12 protein-coding genes and 1 pseudogene are annotated in these 16,403 nt (G+C 63.9%); 6 read left to right on the forward strand and 7 right to left on the reverse strand.

All coding sequences use genetic code 11. From position 1 onward, the window contains the following. Positions 1–117: 117 nt before the first annotated feature. The 7 genes from LRS56_28340 to gshB form a co-directional block, all read right to left on the reverse strand. Entirely contained in the window at positions 118–1,389 is a 1,272-nt protein-coding gene (locus tag LRS56_28340; protein ID WDU62586.1) for a dihydroorotase, read from the reverse strand. Further along, positions 1,386–2,390: an aspartate carbamoyltransferase catalytic subunit gene (locus tag LRS56_28345; protein ID WDU62587.1), complete on the reverse strand. Its 1,005-nt coding sequence runs from the start codon at positions 2,388–2,390 to the stop codon at positions 1,386–1,388. Before LRS56_28345 ends, LRS56_28340 begins: the two co-directional genes overlap by 4 nt. A gap of 24 nt (positions 2,391–2,414) precedes the next feature. Next, on the reverse strand, positions 2,415–2,921 hold the full coding sequence (pyrR, locus tag LRS56_28350; GenBank protein ID WDU62588.1) for a bifunctional pyr operon transcriptional regulator/uracil phosphoribosyltransferase PyrR: 507 nt from the start codon (positions 2,919–2,921) through the stop codon (positions 2,415–2,417). A gap of 72 nt (positions 2,922–2,993) precedes the next feature. Further along, entirely contained in the window at positions 2,994–3,431 is a 438-nt protein-coding gene (ruvX, locus tag LRS56_28355; protein ID WDU62589.1) for a Holliday junction resolvase RuvX, read from the reverse strand. Beyond that, the gene (locus LRS56_28360) at positions 3,431–4,000 is read right to left on the reverse strand and encodes a YqgE/AlgH family protein (GenBank protein ID WDU62590.1); all 570 of its coding nucleotides are present in this window, start codon (positions 3,998–4,000) and stop codon (positions 3,431–3,433) included. The genes ruvX and LRS56_28360 overlap by 1 nt, the downstream gene beginning before the upstream one ends. 241 nt (positions 4,001–4,241) lie before the next feature. Then, the gene (locus LRS56_28365) at positions 4,242–5,147 is read right to left on the reverse strand and encodes an energy transducer TonB (GenBank protein WDU62591.1); all 906 of its coding nucleotides are present in this window, start codon (positions 5,145–5,147) and stop codon (positions 4,242–4,244) included. A gap of 77 nt (positions 5,148–5,224) precedes the next feature. Then, positions 5,225–6,178: a glutathione synthase gene (gshB, locus tag LRS56_28370; protein ID WDU62592.1), complete on the reverse strand. Its 954-nt coding sequence runs from the start codon at positions 6,176–6,178 to the stop codon at positions 5,225–5,227. Positions 6,179–6,416: 238 nt separating this feature from the next. On the opposite strand from gshB, the gene pilG reads away from it, so the two are divergent. From pilG to LRS56_28400, 6 genes and pseudogenes are all read left to right on the forward strand, one after another. Then, positions 6,417–6,824 (forward strand): twitching motility response regulator PilG, encoded by a 408-nt coding sequence (gene pilG / locus LRS56_28375; GenBank protein WDU62593.1) that lies wholly within the window; start codon positions 6,417–6,419, stop codon positions 6,822–6,824. A gap of 46 nt (positions 6,825–6,870) precedes the next feature. Continuing rightward, complete coding sequence (gene pilH / locus LRS56_28380) at positions 6,871–7,236, forward strand: twitching motility response regulator PilH (GenBank protein ID WDU62594.1); 366 nt, start codon at positions 6,871–6,873, stop codon at positions 7,234–7,236. 12 nt (positions 7,237–7,248) lie between these two features. Further along, positions 7,249–7,773, forward strand: a complete 525-nt coding sequence (locus LRS56_28385; protein ID WDU62595.1) for a chemotaxis protein CheW — start codon at positions 7,249–7,251, stop codon at positions 7,771–7,773. Beyond that, the gene (locus tag LRS56_28390) at positions 7,770–9,821 is read left to right on the forward strand and encodes a methyl-accepting chemotaxis protein (protein ID WDU62596.1); all 2,052 of its coding nucleotides are present in this window, start codon (positions 7,770–7,772) and stop codon (positions 9,819–9,821) included. Before LRS56_28385 ends, LRS56_28390 begins: the two co-directional genes overlap by 4 nt. Before the next feature lie 176 nt (positions 9,822–9,997). Then, positions 9,998–15,816: pseudogene (locus tag LRS56_28395) on the forward strand (Hpt domain-containing protein). Then, on the forward strand, positions 15,809–16,264 hold the full coding sequence (locus LRS56_28400; GenBank protein WDU62597.1) for a chemotaxis protein CheW: 456 nt from the start codon (positions 15,809–15,811) through the stop codon (positions 16,262–16,264). Before LRS56_28395 ends, LRS56_28400 begins: the two are co-directional and overlap by 8 nt. The last annotated feature ends 139 nt before the right edge of the window (positions 16,265–16,403 follow it).

A 16,403-nucleotide genomic window follows, 5' to 3' on the forward strand; every position in this document is an offset into this window, starting at 1 on the left:
CGGGAGATGGCTTGTGTGGGAGCTGGCTTGCCTGCGATGCAGGCACCTCGGTCTCTCAACCAGACCTAGGTGATGCTATCGCAGGCAAGCCAGCTCCCACATTAACCGCTTACAGCTTTAGGCCTGATAGCTGATCCGCCCGTCCACCAGCGTGTACCGCACCGTCGCCGGCAGGCTGTGGCCGATGAACGGGCAGTTTTCGCCCTTGGACAACCAGCGCTCCCCGGCAACCGTGGAGCTGGCCGGGTCAAACAGCACCAGATCCGCCGCCGAACCCACCGCCAGCTTCCCTGCCGGCAGGCGCAGGGCCTCGGCCGGGCCGGTGCTCAGGCGTGTCAGCAAGGTCGGCAAGTCCAGCAAGCCATCTTCAACCAACGTCATCGCCAACGGCAGCAACAGCTCGACGCTGCTGATGCCCGGCTCAGTCGCGCCGAACGGTGCCAGCTTGGCATCCCGCTCGTGGGGCTGGTGATGGCTGGAAATCGCCGAAACCACACCCGACTTCACGGCCGCGCGCAAACCGTCGCGGTCGGCGCGGGTGCGCAGCGGCGGCTGCACGTGGTACAGGCTGGAGAAGTCGATCAGCGCCTCATCCGTCAGGATCAGTTGGTACAGCGCCACATCCGCCGTCACCGGCAGGCCACGGGCCTGGGCTTGAGCGATCAGGGCCACACCGCGGGCGCTGGTCAATTGGCTGAAGTGCGCACGCACGCCGCTTTGCTCCACCAGCAGCAGGTCACGGGCCAGGGCCACGGTTTCAGCGGTTTCCGGAATGCCCGGCAGGCCGAGGAAGCTGGCGACTGCACCTTCATGCGCCAGGCCACCTTCGGCCAGGTCGCGGTCCTGGGAGTGGAAGATCACCGTCAAATCGAAAGTCGCCGCATATTCCAGGGCACGGCACAGGGTGCGGGTGCTGCGAAAACTTTCCAGGCCATTGCCGAAGGCCACGCAACCGGCGTCGCGCAGGGCGATCAGCTCGGCCAGTTGTTCACCTTCCAGGCCTTTGCTCAGGGCGCCGATGGGAAACACTTTGCAATTGCCGGCTTCGCGGGCGCGGTCGAGGATCAGCTCGGTCACGGCCGAGGTGTCCAGCACCGGCTTGGTGTGCGGCGGGCAGCACAGGCTGGTCACGCCACCGGCCGCGGCGGCGCGGGTCTCGCTGGTGATGTTGCCTTTGCGGCTGTAGCCCGGCTCGCGCAGGGCGACGTTCAGGTCCACCAGCCCAGGCGCGGCCACCAAGCCATTGGCGTCGATGGTTTGGCTGGCGCTGAAGCCTGCGGGTGCGGCGCCGATGGCGATGATCTTGCCGGCTTCCAGATGCAGATCGGTAACGTGATCCAGGCCGCTGGCCGGATCAATGACTCGGGCGCCGAGAATGCTGAGCTTCACTGGGCGTTCTCCTGCTCGAATTGACGTTGTGCGGTTTGCCCGCTCATGGCCATGGACAGCACGGCCATGCGGACGGCGATGCCGTAGGTCACTTGGTTCAAGATCACCGATTGCGGGCCGTCGGCCACCGCCGACTCAATCTCCACGCCACGGTTGATCGGCCCCGGGTGCATCACGATAGCGTCCGGCTTGGCGCCGGCCAGGCGCGCAGTGGTCAGGCCGAACAGGCGGTAGAACTCGCCCTCGCTCGGCAACAGGCCACCGGCCATGCGCTCGCGCTGCAGGCGCAGCATGATCACCACGTCCACATCTTTAAGGCCCTGGGCCATGTCGGTGTAGACCTTTACGCCGTATTGCTCGATGCCGATCGGCAGCAAGGTTTTCGGCGCGATCACGCGGATGTCCGGGCAACCCAGGGCCTTCAGGGCCAGCATGTTCGAGCGCGCGACCCGCGAGTGCAGGATGTCGCCGACGATGGCCACCGAAAGGTTTTCAAAGCCGCCCTTGTGCCGACGGATGGTGAGCATGTCGAGCATGCCCTGGGTCGGGTGGGCGTGGCGGCCGTCGCCGCCGTTGATGATTGCCACCTGCGGGCACACGTGCTCGGCGATGAAGTGCGCAGCGCCAGAGTCGCCGTGGCGTACCACGAACATGTCAGCCGCCATGGCTTCCAGGTTGCGCAGGGTGTCGAGCAGGGTTTCGCCCTTGCTCGCCGACGAGGTGGACACGTTCAGCGTGATCACGTCGGCTGACAGCCGCTGGGCCGCCAGCTCAAAGGTGGTACGGGTGCGCGTGGAGTTCTCGAAGAACACGTTGCAGATGGTTTTGCCGCGCAACAGCGGCACCTTCTTCACCGCGCGGCCGCCGACTTCGAGGAACGAATCGGCAGTGTCGAGGATTTCGGTGAGCAGTTCGCGGGGCAAACCGTCGAGGGACAAGAAATGTTGCAACTGACCCTGAGCATTGAGCTGCAGCGGGCGCTTGGCATCTAGAGGCGTCATCGCGGGGACTCTTTACAAGGCGGTTTAAAGGGCAAGGTCTTGCAGTTCGAGTTCGAGCGGCGTGGGACCGGACAATTTTACCCGTTGGTGGGCTTGCAGCGACAGGGTGGCGCCGACCACATCCGGGCTGATCGGCAATTCACCGGCGTCCAGGTCCAGCAGGCACACCAGGGTCACGCTGGCTGGGCGGCCGTAGTCGAACAACTCGTTCATGGCGGCGCGGATGGTGCGGCCGCTCATCAGCACGTCGTCGATCAGCACCAGGTGCTGGCCTTCGATCTCAAACGGCAGGGCCGAAGGGCGCACTTGCGGGTGCAGGCCGTTCTGGCTGAAGTCGTCACGGTAGAAGGACACGTCCAGGGTGCCCAGGGGCGAATCGCTGCCCAGTTCTTCCAGCAGCGCCTGGGCCACCCACACACCGCCGGTGCGAATGCCGATAAAGCGCGGCTCGTTGATGGCGCGGTGTTGCAGATGGGTCGTGAGGCTCTTGGCCATCTGGCTGATCAGTTCGGCGGGATTGGGCAGGCTCATGGTGGCTCCTTCAGGGCCTCGCGCAGGCAAGGTCCGGGCTCAAACGTAAAAAGACGCGGCAAGCCGCGTCAGTCAGGATTCAAATAAAGCGGTGTTTTCGTCCAGCCAACCCTGCAACAGCAAGGCGGCGGCGATGGCGTCCACGGGGTTGTCGCGGTAGCTGCCTTTTTGCCCGCCACGGTCGCGGCGCTCACCCTTGGCCTCAAAGGTGGTCAGGCGTTCGTCGTGGGTATAGAAGGGCAGGTTGTAGCGGCCATTGAGGCGGCGGGCGAACTTTTCGGCGCGCAGGCACATGTCGCTGGGGGTGCCGTCCATGTTCAGGGGCAGGCCGACCACCACGGCGTCGGGCTTCCATTCCTTGATCAGGGCTTCGATCTGGTTCCAGTCCGGCACGCCGTTCTGGGCCTTCAAAGTACACAGCTCGCGGGCCTGGCCGGTAATCACCTGGCCGACGGCTACGCCGATCTGTTTGGTGCCGTAGTCAAACCCGAGGATCAAACGCAAGGCCATCAGGCGTGCCCCGCCTGGCTGGTCAACAGGCTGAGGTTGACCCGCAGCTTGGCGGCGGCCGCTTCCAGGCGCAGTTCGCTGGCGGTGTTGAACAGGATGTCGGCGTCGAACGGGCAGGTCAGCCAGGCATTGCTGGCCAGTTCGGCCTCCAGTTGCCCGGCTTCCCAACCGGCGTAGCCGAGGGTGATCACACTTTGCTCAGGGCCGACGCCGTCGGCGATGGCGAACAACACGTCCTGGGAAGTGGACAGCGACACACCCTCCAGGTCCACCGTGGCCTGGAACTTCGGCCCGGTCGGGTGCAGTACAAAACCGCGATCGGTCTGCACCGGCCCGCCGATGTAGATCGGCACGTGTTGACAACGTGCCGGCGGGTCGATTTCGGGGCGCAACTGCTCAAGGATATCCGCCAGGTTCAGCTCTTGCGGGCGGTTGACCACCAACCCCATGGCACCATTGGCCGTGTGCTCGACGATGTAGGTCAAGGTCTGCGCAAAGTTCGGGTCGGCCATATGGGGCATGGCGATCAGGAATTGGTGCTTGAGGTAGGTCGGGCTGACATTTTTCATGTCCGCTAGTGTGGCGTTGGAGGGGCGAACTGACAAGCTGCGGTACGCCCTAATTATGGCTTGTGGGCTCTTGTGGCGAGCGGGCTTGCCCGCGTTGGGGCGCGTAGCAGGCCTAACCGGCACCGAGATTGACTTGCTGGGGCTGCTGCGCAGCCCAACGCGGGCAAGCCCGCTCGCCACACAAGCCCGCTTGCTGCAGAAGCCGGCTCATCACACAAGCCCGCTTGTTAGGCGGGTGTGGTCAGTTGCTGGACAGGCGGTCGCCCCTGGCGAACTTCCAGGTGCGAATGATTTCCAGGCGGTCGACGTCGTTCAGGTCGCCGGTAAACGGCGCGAAAGGCGCGGCCAGGCGCACGATGCGCTGGGCGGCCTGGTCCAGCAGCGGCTGGCCGGAGGATTCCAGCACCTGCACTTCATATAACGTGCCGTCGCGGTTGATCGACACCAGTAAGCGCAAATTGCCATAGATCTGCTGGCGCCGCGCTTCATCCGGGTAGTTGAGGTTGCCGATGCGCTCGACCTTCTTGCGCCACTCGTCCTTGTACCAGGCGCCTTTGTCGCGCATGGTCGAGGCCGCGTTCAGCCGGTAGATGCGCGGGCGCTTGGCGTACAGCTGTTGTTCGTTGGCCAGTTCCGCTTCGAGGCTGGAGATCTGGTCGGAGAGCTGTGAGCTGTCGAAGGTCGGCGCCGGCTTCACCGGCTCGGGTTGCGGCTCGGTCTTGGTTTTTTCGCGCTGGGTCGGGACTTTCTGCGGTTTGGGTGCGACGGTGGCCACCGCAGCCTTGGGCGCGGCCTGCTTGACCTCGGGCTTGGGCGCCGGCGGCGGGGTGACTTTATTCACCTTGTTGTCCTGGAACGGCGCCACTTCGGTGGTCTTGGGCACCGCCTTTTTGTCCAGGGTGCCGCTGCCCTGCTGGTTGTCCTGGGCAAGAAAGTCGGCCTTTTCGGGCGGCTTTTCGCTTTTGAACGTGGCGAGGGTAATTTCCAGAGTCTTGGTGATCTGCTTGGGTTCGACGAAGGTAAAGCCCAGGCCGAGGATCAAGGCAAGGTGGATCAGGGCCGCCAGGAACAGGGTAAATCCGAGCCGATCAGCCGGGCGCACGCCGCTGTGGGAGAGTTCGGGGGGCAGATCGGACGGGAGTGTCATGACAAGAAAACCAACATCGCGCGTTTCACAGGTGGCGCATGATAACGCAATGTTGGTGCGTGTCCGGCTGTTCTATGTCACTTGGCTTGTAGCTTGCGTTCAATGGCCGCCATCAGCATTTCGCCGATGTTCGTGCCAAATGCATTGTCAATCTCACGAATACAGGTTGGGCTGGTGACGTTGATCTCGGTGAGGTTCTCACCAATAACGTCAAGTCCTACAAAGAGCAGGCCCTTTTCCCGCAGGGTTGGTCCGACCTGGGAGGCGATCCAGCGGTCCTTGTCCGACAAAGGTCGTGCTTCACCCCGACCACCGGCCGCCAGGTTGCCCCGGGTTTCGCCGGCTGCCGGGATACGCGCCAGGCAGTAGTCCACCGGCTCGCCGTCGATCATCAGGATGCGCTTGTCGCCGTCCTTGATCGCCGGCAGGTAGGCCTGGCCCATGATCTGCTGGGTGCCCAGCGCGGTCAGGGTTTCCAGGATCACCGACAGGTTCGGGTCACCGGCGCGGTGGCGGAAAATCGAGGTGCCGCCCATGCCGTCCAGCGGCTTGAGGATCACGTCGCCGTGTTTGGCGGCGAATTCACGCAGCACATCGGCGCGGCGGCTGACCACGGTAGGCGGCGTGCATTGTGGGAAAAGGGTGGCGAACAGCTTTTCATTGCAGTCACGCAGGCTCTGCGGCTTGTTGACGATCAGCACGCCGGCGCGCTCGGCCTGCTCCAGCAGGTAGGTGGAGTAGACGAATTCCATGTCGAACGGCGGGTCCTTGCGCATCAGGATCACGTCCAGATCGCTCAAGGGGCTGTCGATTTCATCCGCCAGCTCGAACCACTTCTCAGGGTTGGCGAACACCTGCAGCGGGCGCATGCGTGCCCGGGCTTCGCCGTCACCCTGGTAAAGATCCGGCTGTTCCATATAGAACAACGTCCAACCGCGGGCCTGGGCGGCCAGGAGCATGGCCAGCGAGCTGTCCTTTTTATAGGAGATGCTGGCGATAGGGTCCATGACAATGCCGACGCGAACGCTCATGGGGATTTCCTCTAGCAAATTAGGGCGCATAAAAGTGGCGTCAGAGTGGCGCTGTGGCTGTTGTGGGTCAAGGAAAAACCACCGGGCAGGCCGCTCGATAGATTGCTCCCCGAGACTGTGCTAAAAAGACTCCCACGGCGCAGCAGCCCTTGAATTCCAAGGCTTGCGGGGCTCATCCTGTGCAACATCAGGCAGTACACACCGAAAACCGATTCGCTGTGGCGATGGTAGAGCAGATATGGAACAGCATTCCAACGCCTTGAGAGTGATGGTGATCGACGATTCGAAAACGATCCGCCGCACCGCCGAAACCCTGTTGAAGAACGTGGGCTGCGAGGTGATCACGGCCATCGACGGTTTTGATGCCCTGGCCCGGATTGTTGATCATCACCCGCACATTATCTTTGTCGACATCATGATGCCGCGCCTGGATGGCTATCAGACCTGCGCCCTGGTGAAGAACAACCCGGCGTTCAAGTCGATCCCGGTGATCATGCTGTCCTCCAAGGATGGCCTGTTCGACAAGGCCAAGGGGCGCATCGTTGGTGTCGATCAGTTTTTGACCAAGCCTTTCAGCAAGGAAGAACTGCTGAGCGCGATCAAGGCCTACGTGCCCGGCTTCGCTGCAGTAGAACAAGCACACTGACGCCGCCTCACAAGGGCCGGCGCCGACCAATGTAGTGGGGAAAACCATGGCACGCGTTCTGATCGTCGACGATTCGCCGACTGAAATGTACAAACTGACCGGCATGCTGGAAAAGCACGGTCACCAGGTCCTCAAGGCCGAAAACGGCGCGGACGGCGTGGCCCTGGCCCGCCAGGAAAAACCCGACGCTGTGCTGATGGACATCGTGATGCCGGGCCTCAATGGCTTCCAGGCCACGCGCCAGCTCTCCAAAGAGCCGGAGACCAACGGCATCCCGATCATCATTATCACCACCAAGGATCAGGAAACCGACAAGATCTGGGGCGCACGCCAGGGGGCCAAGGATTACCTGACCAAGCCGGTGGATGAAGAAACCCTGATCGCCACCCTGAACAAGGTGCTGGCCGGCTGACGGTTCGCCATCATGACCGAGTCGCAAACCGCCTTCGAGCTGCTGCTGGACATCGACCGCCGCTGCCGCCTGCTGGCCGCCGACCTGCCGTCCCAGGAGGCCAGCCTGCAGCGTTGGAGCGGGATCGGCTTTCGCCTGGGGCAGCATTGGTATGTGGCGCCCATGGGTGAAGTCGCCGAGGTGTTGCATGAGCCGCGCTGTACCTTGATGCCCGGGGTCAAACCCTGGGTCAAGGGCGTGGCCAACCTGCGTGGGCGACTGCTGCCGGTGATGGACCTGGGCGGGTTCCTTGGCCTTGAGCTGTCCCAGGCGCGCAAGCAGCGGCGGGTGCTGGTGGTGGAATACAACGACCTGTTTGTCGGGCTGCTGGTAGACGAGGTAGTGGGCATGCAGCATTTTGCACAAGACGCATTGCTGGGGAGCGCCGCTCCCGGCGCGCCGTTTATTCAGGGCCGGTTCGACGGCGCCCAGCAATGGCAGGTCTTCAGCCCCTTCGCTCTGGCCCAGGCCCCAGGCTTCATGGATGTTGCCGCATGACCACCGCTACCACCCCCAAGCCGCAGGCCGGTTCACGCAGCCGTTCGCAGATCATCGTGCTGTTTATCGCGTTGATCGTGTTCATCATGCTGTTGTTCGCCAACTTTGCGTACCTCAACACCCAGTCCACCTACGACAAGCAGTACATCGGCCATGCCGGTGAGCTGCGTGTCTTGTCCCAGCGCATCGCCAAGAACGCCACAGAAGCCGCTGCCGGCAAGGCGGCCGCGTTCAAATTGCTCAGCGACGCGCGCAACGACTTTGCCCAGCGCTGGGGCTACCTGAAAAAGGGTGACCCGGAAACCGGCCTGCCCGCCGCGCCCAACGCGGTACGCGCAGAAATGCGTGCGGTGCAGACCGACTGGGAAGCGCTGCTGAAAAACACCGACGCGATCCTCGCCAGCGAACAGACCGTGCTGTCCCTGCACCAAGTGGCCGCGACCCTCGCCGAAACCGTGCCGCAGTTGCAGATGGAGTCGGAAAAGGTCGTCGACATCCTGTTGCAGCGCGGCGCCCCGGCCAGCCAAGTGGTGTTGGCCCAGCGCCAATCGCTGCTGGCGGAACGTATCCTCGGCGCGGTGAATACGGTGCTGGCCGGCGACGAAACCTCAGTGCAGGCCGCCGATACCTTTGGCCGCGACGCCAACCGCTTCGGCCAGGTACTCAATGGCATGCTCCAGGGCAACGCCGGGCTGCGCATCAGCCAGGTCGAAGACCGTGACGCTCGCGCACGGCTGGCGGAAATCGCCGAACTGTTCGAGTTTGTCTCCGGCTCCGTGGATGAAATCCTCGAGACCTCGCCGCAACTGTTCCAGGTGCGCGCCTCGGCGAGCAATATCTTCAACCTGTCGCAAACCCTGCTCGATGAAGCCTCGCACCTGGCCACCGGTTTTGAGAACCTCGCCAGCGGGCGCAGCTTCGACACCATCGGCGGCTATGTGCTGGGCCTGTTGGCGCTGACCTCGATCATCCTGATCGGCCTGGTGATGGTGCGCGAAACCAACCGCCAGCTGCATGAAACCGCCGAGAAGAACGAGCGCAATCAGAACGCGATCATGCGCCTGCTGGATGAAATCGAAGACCTGGCCGACGGCGACCTCACCGTAACCGCCTCGGTCACCGAAGACTTCACCGGCACCATCGCCGACTCCATCAATTATTCCGTGGACCAACTGCGCGATCTGGTCGCCACCATCAACCTCACCGCCGGGCAAGTCGCCGGCGCGGTGCAGGACACCCAGGCCACAGCCATGCACCTGGCCCAGGCTTCGGAGCATCAGGCCCAGCAGATCGCCGAAGCCTCCACCGCGATCAACCAGATGGCCCAGTCCATCGACCAGGTGTCGGCCAACGCCGCCGAGTCTTCTGCCGTGGCGGAGCGCTCGGTGGAAATCGCCAACAAGGGCAACGAGGTGGTGCACAACACCATCCACGGCATGGACAACATTCGCGAACAGATCCAGGACACCGCCAAGCGCATCAAGCGCCTGGGCGAGTCGTCCCAGGAAATTGGCGATATTGTCAGCCTGATCGACGACATTGCCGAGCAGACCAACATCCTCGCCCTCAATGCTGCGATCCAGGCGAGCATGGCCGGTGACGCCGGGCGCGGTTTTGCGGTGGTGGCCGATGAAGTGCAACGGCTGGCCGAGCGTTCCTCCGCCGCCACCCGGCAGATCGAAACCCTGGTGCGAGCGATCCAGACCGACACCAACGAAGCCGTGATCTCCATGGAGCAGACCACCACCGAAGTGGTACGCGGCGCTCGGCTGGCCCAGGATGCCGGGGTGGCGCTGGAAGAAATTGAAGGCGTATCGAAAACCCTGGCGGCGCTGATTCAGAGCATCTCGAATGCGGCGCAGCAACAAACATCATCGGCGGGGCAGATTTCGTTGACGATGAACGTGATCCAGCAGATCACCACGCAGACGTCGTCGGGCTCTACGGCCACGGCCGAAAGCATCGGCAATCTGGCGAAAATGGCCAGCCAGTTGCGCAGGTCGGTATCAGGTTTCACCTTGCCGCCGCCCAAGCAGCTCGATGATTGAAATGCTATCTAAAGAACACCACCGTCCAACTGTGGGAGCTGGCTTGCCTGCGATAGCGGTCTGTCAGATTCAGATGTGTTGCTGACCCGCGGCCATCGCAGGCAAGCCAGCTCCCACAGTTGATCTCGATTGTTCTTGGCTACACCAGCAACCCACGAATTTTTAGCGGAGCAGTTATGGTTGATCGGCACGACTACGTGGCCCTCGAATGGGTCAAGGGCGACATTGCCGAAACCCTGAAACAGGCCCGTTCGGCGCTGGACACATTTGTCGAAACCCACGACGGCGATGCCATCGGCGAGTGCCTGGCCGGCATCCACCAGGTGCATGGCGCGCTGCAGATGGTCGAGTTCTACGGCGCGGCCCTGCTGGCCGAAGAAATCGAAGAACTGGCGCTGGCCCTGCAAGCCGGGCGCGTCAGCCAGCGCGATGAGAGCATTCGCCTGCTGCAACAAGCCCTCAGCCAATTGCCGTTGTACCTGGACCGCGTGCACAGCGCGCGCCGCGACCTGCCGCTGGTGGTGTTGCCGCTGCTCAACGACCTGCGTAGCGCACGCGGTGAAAGCCTGCTGTCGGAAACCAGCCTGTTCAGCCCGCAACTGCTGTCGATTGCGCCCTTGCCCGACGAAGCCCTGGCCCAACGTGCGGTGACGGACCTTGCGGAGCAACTGCGCCGGTGGCACCAGTTGCTGCAACAAGCCCTGGCCGGGCTGCTGCGCGAAGATCACGGGCCGAGCAACCTCGAAGACATGGCGCGGGTCTTCGCCCGCCTCGAAGCGCTGTGCCAAGGCGCGCCGCTGTTACCGTTGTGGCAAGTCACCTCGGCGTTGGTCGAGGGCATGCTCACCGGCGTGATCGCCAACAGCCCGGCGTTGCGCAGCCTGCTCAAGGCCAGTGACAAGCAACTCAAGCGCCTGCTGGCCCAGGGCATCGGCGGCATCAACCAGGCGGCGCCGGATGAATTGCTCAAAAGCCTGCTGTTCTACGTCGCCAAGGTCACCCGGCCGACGCCGCGCATGCAAAGCCTCAAGGAACGCTACGGCCTGGATGAAGCGTTGCCCGACAGTGCGGTGGTCGACGCCGAACGTGCGCGCCTGGCCGGGCCGGATCGTAATGCCATGGGCTCGGTGCTCGGCGCCTTGTGCGAGGAACTGGTGCGGGTAAAAGAGCGCCTCGACCTGTTCGTGCGCAGCGACCGTCAACACACCAGCGACCTCGACGCGTTGCTCGCCCCCTTGCGACAGATCGCCGACACCCTGGCCGTGCTGGGCTTCGGCCAGCCGCGCAAAGTGATCATCGACCAGCTCGCCGTGGTGCTGAGCCTGGCCCAGGGCCAGCGCGAACCGAATGACGCGGTGTTGATGGACGTCGCCGGCGCCTTGCTCTACGTCGAGGCGACCCTGGCAGGGATGGTCGGCACCGTCGAGCCGGAAAGCCGCGAAGAAAGCCGCCTGCCCACCACCGACCTGACGCAGATTCATCAACTGGTGATCCGTGAGTCCTGCCAGTGCCTGCGCCAGGCCAAAGAGCTGGTGATCGACTGCATCGAAGCCCACTGGGACCGCCAGCGGCTGGAGTCGCTGCCGGAGCTGCTGAGCCAAGTGCGCGGCGCACTCGCGATGATCCCCTTGCCCCGTGCGGCGAGCCTGATGCGCGGCTGTACCGATTACGTCGACGAACAGTTGATGAGCCACGACAGCCCGCCGTCCGAGGCACAGTTGGCGCACTTTGCCGACGTGATCAGCGGCCTGGAATATTACCTGGAGCGCATGCTCCAGGACCCCGACGCCGCAGGTGAACGCGTGCTGGAACTGGCCACCCAGGGTCTGGCCGTGCTGGGTTACCTGCCCGCCGAAAAGCCCTGGCGCCAGGCGCTGGTCGCACCCGATGGGGTGCTCTCGACCGAGGCCACACCGAGCCAATCCCAGTTCGATGCGCTGGCCAGCCCCGCCTCGCGCCTGAACCCGCCCGCCTTGCACCGCCCCGGTAGCCTGCTGCCGCCACCGCCGGGTGAAGAACCGATCGACGATGAGCTGCGCGAAGTCTTCCTCGAAGAAACCGACGAAGTCCTCGAGGTGCTGCACCGCTACCTGCCGAGCAGCGCGGACAAAACCGCCCAGGGCGAAATGCGTCGGGCCTTTCATACCTTGAAAGGCAGCGGCCGCATGGTGCGCGCCCTGGTGCTGGCCGAGCTGGCCTGGGCTGTGGAAAACCTGCTGAACCGCGTGCTGGAGCACAGTGTGACCCTTGGCCCCGAGGTGCAACAGGTGCTGGATGAGGCCGTGGCCCTGCTGCCGGAACTGATCGCTGACTTTGCCATCGACGACCAACGCCAGCGCGACGAAGTCGACGCCCTGGCCGCCCGTGCCCACGCCCTGGCCAGCGGCACTCAAGTGGCGGCCGCCGAACCCCATGACCCGATGCTGCTGGAGATCTTCCGCAACGAAGCCCAGAGCCACCTGGACAGCCTCAACCACTTCCTGCAACAAGCCGCCGAACAGGTGCCGCTGCAAGTCAGTGATGAACTGCAACGCGCCCTGCACACCCTCAAGGGCAGTGCCTATATGGCGGGCGTGTTGCCCATCGCCGAGCTGGCGCGCCCGCTCGACCACCTGACCCGCGAGTACAAGGCCCACCGCCTGCCGCTGGACCTGGATGAAGTGGAGTTGCTGCTCGAAGCCGAAGCGTTGTTCCAGCGCGGGCTGCGTCAACTGGACAGCGACCCGCTGGTGCCGATCAAGGGCGCGCCGGACCTGATCAGCCGTACCCAAAGCCTGCTCGACCAGCAGCTCCAAGCCCTGCTCGATGCCCCTAGTACCGGCCTGCGGATCAAGCGTGACCCGCAACTGATCGCCAGCTTCCTGGCCCAGGGCATGGATATTCTGCTGGACGCCGAAAGCCTGCTGCGCCGTTGGCAGCAACACCCCGGCGAGCGCCAGGAACTCACCGCGTTGCTCGACGAACTGACCACCCTGGGGGAGGGCGCGCACGTCGCCGACCTGCACGCCATCGACGAACTCTGTGAAGCCTTGCTCGACCTGTATGGCGCGGTGGAAGAGAGCAGCCTGGCGGTCAGCGAACGGTTTTTCCATGAGGCCGAACAGGCCCACGAAGCACTGATCAACATGCTCGACCAACTGGCCGCCGGGCAGGAAATCAACGCAGCACCGGCACGGGTCCAGGCCCTGCGCGAATTGCTGGACGAAGCCCTTGACCCATCCGCCACCGGGCTGATCAAAAGCGACGGCAGCCGCGCCCTGAGCATCTCCGAGCTGGGTGCCGCCACGGCCCGCTTGGATCGTGAAACGGCAATGGATGACGAGATCGTCGAGATCTTTCTCGAAGAAGCGGTGGATATCCTCGACAGCGCCGGGCAGTCCCTCAAACGTTGGCTGCTGGAGCCCGACAGCGCCGCGCCGTTGTCTTCATTGCAGCGCGATTTGCACACCCTCAAGGGTGGGGCCCGCATGGCCGAGATCGGCCCGATCGGCGAGCTGGCCCATGAGCTGGAATGCCTTTACGAAGGCTTGGTGGACCGGCGCTACAGCTATTCCCCCGAGCTGTCCCAGGTGCTGATGGCCAGCCATGAACGGCTGGCGTTGCAGCTTGAAGAGCTGCAACAGCATCAGCCCTTGAGCGACAGCGCCGAGCTGGTGGCCAAGGTGCGGGCGCTGCGTCACAGCGGCACCCCCGCAGCGGCGGCCCCTGCTGCACCAGCGTCGAGTGCCGACCCGGAACTGCTGGATATCTTCCTCGAAGAAGCCGCCGATATTCTCGACAGCTCAGGCAGCGCCTTGCTGCGTTGGCAGGCTGAGCCGAACAATCGCCAGGAAGTCGAAACCCTGCTGCGCGACCTGCACACCCTCAAGGGCGGTGCGCGCATGGTCGAGATCGGGCCGATTGGCGACTTGGCCCATGAGCTTGAGTTTCTATATGAAGGGCTGTCTGCCGGTTTGCTGGCGCCGTCCGCGGAACTGTTTTCACTGCTGCAAGGCTGCCACGACCGCCTGGCGCAGATGATCGACGCGGTGGCCGATGGCTTGCCGGTGGGCTCGGTGGACAAGCTGATCGGGCGGATCAAAAGCCTGGTGCACCCCAGCGATGAGCCGGTGGTGTCGGTGGCATTGCCGGCGGGCAAGGCCGAAGCGGTGGTTGATCCGGCTGCCGACATGGTGAAAATCTCTGCCGACTTGCTGGATGACCTGGTCAATCTGGCGGGCGAAACCTCGATCTTCCGTGGCCGAATCGAGCAACAGGTCAATGATGCGCGGATCGCGTTGAGCGAAGTCGAAACCACCATCGAGCGCATGCGCGATCAACTGCGCCGCCTCGACACCGAAACCCAGGGCCGCATCCTCAGCCGCCAGCAGGCCGAGGCCGAGCGCCTGGGCTATGAAGAATTCGACCCGCTGGAGATGGACCGCCATTCACAGTTGCAACAGCTGTCGCGTGCGCTGTCCGAATCGGCCTCCGACCTGCTGGACCTCAAGGACACCCTCGAGCGTCGCAACCAGGACGCCCACGATCTGTTGCAGCAGCAGGCACGCATCAACACCGAGTTGCAGGAGGGCCTGATGCGCACGCGCATGGTGCCGTTCGAACGCATGCTGCCGCGCCTCAAACGTATCGTGCGTCAGGTGGCGGGTGAGCTGGGCAAAGATGTGGAATTCATCGTCGGCAATGCCGAGGGCGAGATGGACCGCAATGTACTGGAGCGCATGGCGGCGCCGCTGGAGCATATGCTGCGCAACGCCGTCGACCACGGCCTGGAGTCCCGCGATGCGCGGCTGCTGGCCGGCAAGCCGGAGAAGGGCCGCATCACCCTGGACCTGACCCACGAAGGCGGCGATATCATCTTCGACATGCGCGACGACGGCGCCGGCGTGCCCTGGAAGCGGTGCGACGCAAGGCGATCAAGCGTGGCCTGCTCGCCCCCCACCAAGAGATTAGCGACCGCGACGTGTTGCAGTTCATCCTGCAGCCGGGCTTCTCCACGGCGGAAAAAATCACCCAGATTTCCGGGCGCGGCGTGGGCATGGACGTGGTGCATGAAGAGGTGCGCCAACTGGGCGGCTCGATGTTCATCGACTCGACGCCGGGCGAGGGCGTGCACTTTCGCATTCGTCTGCCCTTTACCGTGTCGGTCAACCGGGCGCTGATGGTGCAATGCGCGGACGACCAATACGCGATCCCGCTCAACACCATCGAAGGGTTGGTGCGCGTGCTGCCCCATGAGCTGGCCGGGCATTATCAGCAAGACCCGCCGCGCTATGAATATGCCGGCCAGCGCTACGAGCTGTTCTACCTGGGCGACCTGTTGCACACCGTCGCCCGCCCAAAACTGCTTGGCCAATATCAGCCGGTGCCGGTGCTGCTGGTGCACAGCAACGAGCGGCGCGTGGCCGTACACGTGGACGCCATGGCCGGTACGCGGGAAATCGTGGTCAAGGGCCTGGGGCCGCAGTTTGCCGGGGTGCAGGGCGTGTCCGGCGCGACCATCCTGGGCGACGGCCGAGTGGTGCTGATCATCGACTTGCTGGCGCATATCCGTGCCCGGCAACCGGCTTTGCCGGCCCAGGCGGTTGACGCGCCGCTGATCCTCAATGACCCGCTGAAAAAGCGCCCGCTGCTGGTGCTGGTGGTGGACGACTCGGTCACCGTGCGCAAAGTCACCAGCCGCCTGCTGGAGCGCAACGGCATGAACGTGCTCACCGCCAAAGATGGCATCGACGCCATCGCCGTGCTCGAAGAACACACCCCGGACCTGATGCTGCTCGACATCGAAATGCCGCGCATGGACGGCTTCGAAGTCGCGATCCAGGTGCGCAACGACCCCCGGCTGATGCGCCTGCCGATCATCATGATCACCTCGCGCACCGGCCAGAAACACCGCGACCGCGCCATGGCCATCGGCGTCAACGACTACCTCGGCAAGCCGTATCAAGAGTCGGTGCTGCTGGAAAGCATCGCCTATTGGAGCAAGTCCCATGCTTGACCACCGCACCAGCCAACTCACCGGCCTGCTGCTGCCGCTGGCCGACCGTCATCTGGTGCTGCCCAACGTCGCCATCGCCGAACTCATCGACTTCCAGCGCGGCGAACCGGCCAGCGACGCACCGCCGTGGTACCTGCGGCAAGTGACCTGGCGGGATCGGCAAATACCCTTGATCAGCTTTGAAGCGGCTTGCGGCGAGGCCAGCGTGACCGGCGAACGCTCGCGGATCGTGGTGCTGAATGCGCTGGGCGGGCGGCCGACGCTGAAGTTTATTGCGCTGGTGATCCAGGGGATTCCCCGGTCATACAAGCTCGATAGCGAATTGAGCTATGTGGACGTGCCGCTGTGCCCGCTGGAGTTGGCGGCGGTGCAAGTGGGCGAGCATGTGGCGAAGGTGCCGGATTTGATGGGGCTGGAGGCGCTGTTGGTGGAGTCGGGCCTGGCCTGACCCCAAGCCCCTCCCACACTGAATCGCGTTCGGCTCCCGACCTCAATCAATCCGCGCAAACCGCTCAATCACCGGTTGCTCCCGATGCTCGGCCTGCCGCTCCAGCCTCACGGCATGGAGGAAAAAAGACTAGAGGGGC

The organism is Pseudomonas poae (assembly GCA_028869255.1).
Lineage (GTDB): Bacteria > Pseudomonadota > Gammaproteobacteria > Pseudomonadales > Pseudomonadaceae > Aquipseudomonas > Aquipseudomonas poae_C.

Coding starts and splice junctions, on each gene's coding strand:
- LRS56_28345 (WDU62587.1), bottom strand. CDS start 2,390: ATGACGCCTCTAGATGCCAAGCGCCCGCTGCAGCTCAATGCTCAGGGT.
- pyrR (WDU62588.1), bottom strand. CDS start 2,921: ATGAGCCTGCCCAATCCCGCCGAACTGATCAGCCAGATGGCCAAGAGC.
- ruvX (WDU62589.1), bottom strand. CDS start 3,431: ATGGCCTTGCGTTTGATCCTCGGGTTTGACTACGGCACCAAACAGATC.
- LRS56_28360 (WDU62590.1), bottom strand. CDS start 4,000: ATGAAAAATGTCAGCCCGACCTACCTCAAGCACCAATTCCTGATCGCC.
- LRS56_28365 (WDU62591.1), bottom strand. CDS start 5,147: ATGACACTCCCGTCCGATCTGCCCCCCGAACTCTCCCACAGCGGCGTG.
- gshB (WDU62592.1), bottom strand. CDS start 6,178: ATGAGCGTTCGCGTCGGCATTGTCATGGACCCTATCGCCAGCATCTCC.
- pilG (WDU62593.1), top strand. CDS start 6,417: ATGGAACAGCATTCCAACGCCTTGAGAGTGATGGTGATCGACGATTCG.
- pilH (WDU62594.1), top strand. CDS start 6,871: ATGGCACGCGTTCTGATCGTCGACGATTCGCCGACTGAAATGTACAAA.
- LRS56_28385 (WDU62595.1), top strand. CDS start 7,249: ATGACCGAGTCGCAAACCGCCTTCGAGCTGCTGCTGGACATCGACCGC.
- LRS56_28390 (WDU62596.1), top strand. CDS start 7,770: ATGACCACCGCTACCACCCCCAAGCCGCAGGCCGGTTCACGCAGCCGT.
- LRS56_28400 (WDU62597.1), top strand. CDS start 15,809: ATGCTTGACCACCGCACCAGCCAACTCACCGGCCTGCTGCTGCCGCTG.